This is a genomic window from Streptomyces sp. RP5T (assembly GCF_003933965.1).
Taxonomy (GTDB): domain Bacteria; phylum Actinomycetota; class Actinomycetes; order Streptomycetales; family Streptomycetaceae; genus Streptomyces.
Window position 1 is genome coordinate 1 of sequence record NZ_RSAJ01000675.1, and the last position, 4,195, is coordinate 4,195.

General features: G+C 73.9%; 4 protein-coding genes. 1 reads left to right on the forward strand and 3 read right to left on the reverse strand.

Features of this window, described 5'->3' with window-relative positions; translation table 11 throughout:
- On the forward strand, positions 1-196 hold a 196-nt coding region (locus tag EHS43_RS38915; RefSeq protein ID WP_148104212.1), incomplete at its 5' end, for a peptidoglycan-binding domain-containing protein.
- Between the two features lie 241 nt (positions 197-437).
- Here the strand turns inward: EHS43_RS38915 and EHS43_RS38920 are convergent.
- The 3 genes from EHS43_RS38920 to EHS43_RS38930 form a co-directional block, all read right to left on the reverse strand.
- A complete protein-coding gene (locus EHS43_RS38920) occupies positions 438-2,819 on the reverse strand; it encodes a SpoIIE family protein phosphatase (RefSeq protein ID WP_125195302.1) in 2,382 nt (793 codons plus the stop codon).
- A 180-nt stretch (positions 2,820-2,999) separates the two neighbouring features.
- Positions 3,000-3,566, reverse strand: a complete 567-nt coding sequence (locus EHS43_RS38925) for an antibiotic biosynthesis monooxygenase (RefSeq protein WP_125195300.1) — start codon at positions 3,564-3,566, stop codon at positions 3,000-3,002.
- Between the two features lie 51 nt (positions 3,567-3,617).
- A complete protein-coding gene (locus EHS43_RS38930; RefSeq protein WP_125195301.1) occupies positions 3,618-4,004 on the reverse strand; it encodes a hypothetical protein in 387 nt (128 codons plus the stop codon).
- Between the last annotated feature and the right edge of the window lie 191 nt (positions 4,005-4,195).

Below are 4,195 nucleotides of genomic sequence, written 5' to 3' on the forward strand. Positions count from 1 at the left end.
GCAGGTGACCGACCTCCAGGAACGCCTGCGCCGCATCCCGAACGTCTACGACAACGGCCCCACCGACGGCACCTACGACCCGACCCTGACCGCCGCCGTGGCCCGCTTCCAGCTCTGGTACGGCATCCGAGGCGACGAGGACGGCGTGTACGGCGACGACACCCGACGGGATCTGGAGTCCCGGACGGGCGGCTGACGCACCGTGCGGGAGGAAGTGGGCAGGTCCGGCGTACCGGAGGCGGCAGCCCGGTTCGCAGGCACCGCCGTGCGTGCGTCGAGGGGGTGGCCACGTCGGGTTCGTTCTGGGACCGCAGGCGTGGGGCGAGCGCGAGGACGTCGGGTCGCGAGGATGTTGCCGCTGTCCGAGGCGGCCTCCGTCTCGTCCGGCGGCCCGGCGTACTGAGCCCGGCCGCGGGCACCGCGCCGTGGCCGACGGCTTACTCCGGTTCGGGTGGGACCCGGATGTCCACGACGCAGACGTCGTCGCGTCGCTCGCCCTCCAGCACCGAGGCGAGCAGCGGGGCCAGGGAGCCGGGCTCGTCCGCGGGGTGGGCCGCGACGGCCGCGGCGAGTCGGTCCAGACCGCGGTCGATGCCCTCCGAGGGCCTCTCGACCAGGCCGTCGGTGTACAGCAGGACGCGGTCACCCGGCTCCAGGACGCAGCGCGCCTCCTGGAAGTCCGGAGCGGAGCACGCCCCCAGCAGCATGCCCAACGGGCGCTTCAGGTAGCGCACTTCGCCGCCGCGCAGCAGCAACGGCGGCGGATGGCCGGCCTGGGCCCACACCAGGCAGCGCTCGCGGGGGTCGTAGCGGGCCAGGACCATGGTGGCGGTGGCGTGGGAGTCGCGCGAGTGCAGCAGCAGGGTGTTGAGGCGGGCCAGCGCCCCGGTCAGCGACGAGCCCGTGATGACCATGCCCTTGGCGGTGAAGCGCAGTTGGGCCATCGTGGCCACGGCGTCGATGCCGTGCCCGGCGACGTCACCGACCACGAACAGGGCGTCGCCGTCGGGCAGTTCTATGGCGCTGAACCAGTCGCCGCCGACGTGGATCCCCGACTGGGCGGGCAGATACACCACTTCGACGCGCAGACCGGCGAGGCGGACCGGCCGGGTGGGCAGGGGCAGCAGCGCGTGCTGGAGCCGGGCGGCCAGGGTGCGCTCGGCGTGCAGCACGCCGTGCTGCGTGACGATCGCCTGCTCGCTCTCGACGAGGGCCAGTTCGGCGCTGCGCTGCGCGGTGAGGTCCTGCACGAAGCCGTGCACCTCGACCGGTTCGTCCTCGGTGTCCGTCACGACCTCGGCGACCATCCGCAGATGGCGGACCTCGTCCCCGGCCCGGATCCGGAACGGAACGTCGAACTGGAGCCCGGAGCAGAGCAGTTCCCGCACGGCGTTGGCCAGGACCGGCGCGTCCTCGGGCAGCGCGAGCCGCGGGAGGTCGGCCAGCCGGACCGGTCCGAGCGCGGGGTCCCGGTTCATGACGAGGAAGGTCTGCGAGGACCAGCTGCCCTCGCCGGTGACCAGGTTCCAGTTCGCCCAGCCCAGGTTCCCTAGCCGCTGCACGTCCGCCAGGCGCTGTTCCTGCCGGTCGGAGGAGTCGTGGCGGACCCAGGTGAGGACCAGGGCACCGCCGAGGCGGGCCACGTGCACCGCGTACGTGGACAGCTCCGCGGCGCCGTCCACGACCTCCTGGTGGGCGAACGGCTCGCCCGCGAACGGCTCGCCGGTGGCCAGCGTGCGCAGGCAGCCCTGCCACACCGCCTCGTCCGCCATGCTCGGGAAGCACTCCAGGATCCGCCGGCCCAGCAACTGCCTGCCGGTGCGGCCCACGACGTCGACCGCCTCCTGGGTGGCGGCGTCGATGCGGTAGTCCTCGATCTCCCCGGAGGGGCCGAGCAGCGGTGTGAGCAGCATGGCCGAGCCCGGCAGCGAGTCGAACACGGGCTGGGCGGTGGCGGCCGAGGCGGCGGCACTGCGCTCGGGCGGGGTGCCGAGGGACCGCAGCCAGCCGGCGCACAGCCGGGCGACGGCCCGCAACAGGTGCCGGGCCCGGGGTGAGAACGGTCCGCTGCGGGTGCGCAGGATCCCCAGGCAGACCTCGGCCTTGTCGCCGGCCGGCACCGGCAGCCAGGCGCGGGACAGCCAGCGCTCGGGCGGGTCCCCGATGAGCAGGTGCCGCTCCCGGTCCGTCGCGAGGTCCTCCAGCCAGCGCGGCTCCCGGGCCCGCAGCGCGTCGAGCGCGGCGACGCCGCTCAGCGGGGGGACCCGCGCCCACTGGGTGGACAGGGTGGCGTCGATGCCGGCGTGGCCGATCAGTTCGAGCCCTCCGCTCGGCAGTGTCCGGAAGAGCAGGACGGCGTCGGCGTCGACGTCCGCCGTGAGCTCCTCCAGCAGGCAGGCGGCCAGGTCCTGGGCAGTGGCCACATGTGCGAGGGCCTTGCCGAGGCGGCTGAGCACGGTGAAGCCGTCGTCGGGATCGCCGGCGTCCGCTCCGGCGTGGCTGGCGTCGGGGGCCCGGCCGGGACGCGGGCCGACCGGCCCGGGAATGGCGGGCAGGAGGACCTCGTCACCGACGCGGGACTCCGTGGTGGTGCCGAGCGGGGGCAGCGAGCCGAGGGTGATCCAGCACTCCTCCAGCAGCGTGCGGTGCCCGGCCTTGGCGCGCTGGATCAGGCTCTCGCCGGCCGCGTCCGGGGTGCATCCGGTCAGGGCCATGATCGCGCCCTTGGCGCGTTCCAGTACCGCGGACGTGGCGGCCTGGTCCCGCAACCGGTCCATTTCGGCACGTTGTCGGGCCACGACCTTGGCCAGCGCGGCCATGTCGGGCGCGGTACCGGTGTGCGGGGGGCCGGTGGACTCGCTCGTCACGGGTCGAGCATCGCACATGCGCCCCAGGCCGATCGCGCTCTTGTGAACACGTATCCCACCCACCGGTGACCCTCCCGGTTGACCGAACCGGCCGGCCCCCCTGGTTCAGCGCGGGCCTGGTTCAGCACGGGGTCAGTCGTGGGGCGCCGGGTACAGCCACCCGCGCAGCAGCCGGCTCAGCGCTGGCATCACCAGATAGGTGAGCAGCGGAAGCAGGACCACGGGAAACACGGCGGCCCGCAGAGGCAGGGGCCAGGAGGCGGTGCGGGGCGCCACCAGCCACTGGATGAGCAGCGTGCACGGGAAGGCGCCGAGGAACGTGGTCAGCACCATCTTCCAGCGGACCGGGGGCCGCACGGTGGTGCCCGGCAGGCTGAACCAGGTCTCCATACCGGTCGTCGACTGCCGTTCGCTGCCGAGTTCCGCGGCGACGCCGTCGATCCGCGCGTGCCAGGCCGCCCGCTCGTCGGACTCCAGCCACGCGGTGAGCCGGTGCGAGTCGGACCAGCGCAGCACCGCGTGGAAGCGGTGGCCGTCCTCGGGGCGCAGCCAGGAGACGCCCTCGTTGCCGGGGAACCGCCTGGCGCAGCGGGTGATCCCGCGGGTCCAGCGCTCGAACTCGCGCTCCCGGCCGGGGCGCACCTCCCAGGTGAGGACCGTGGTGACCGGATCGCCGCGTCGTACGTCGGTGGTGCTCATGCTCACCACGGGTCCCCACGTCCGGCGGGGCTCATGCCCCTGGGGCCGGGCTCAGCGTCCGTGGTGGTGGTCGACCAGGGCCTGGGTGACCGCGCGGATGCTGCGGGCGATGTGCTGGAGCTGGAGCACCTCGGCCGCGTACAGCTTGATCGTGTGCTCGATGACCGACTCCGGCATCCCGAGCGAGGGCAGGTCCGCGCGGGCGGTCTGCAAGGCGGTGCGGGCGACCCGGATCTCGTGCTGGACCTGGATCTGCGCGTGCCGGGCGAGGAGCACGGTGTGCCGCGTCAGGGCCGGATAGCTCGCGTACCGCGCCGGCACCAGCTCGCGCAGCCACTTGGCCGCCGAGCGCTCCCAGTCGTAGCTGCCGGGCGTCTTGACCTGGCACGGCCAGTCCGGGCCGGGACGGGTGATGGTCCGCGTGGTCGTCAAGGGCATGGTGTTCGCTTCCGGGTGTGCGGCGTCGTGCGGGTGGTCCGACGGTTTGGGCGGCCCCGGCCTAGGGGATGACCGGGGCCGCCATGGGCTCGCGTGCAGGCGAGGCCCTACCGAACACCCCGGGCGCCGACGCGGGTAGGTGACGACGGCTCGGGATGTCCGTGAAGGAGCCCTCTCGGGCGGTGGGGGTG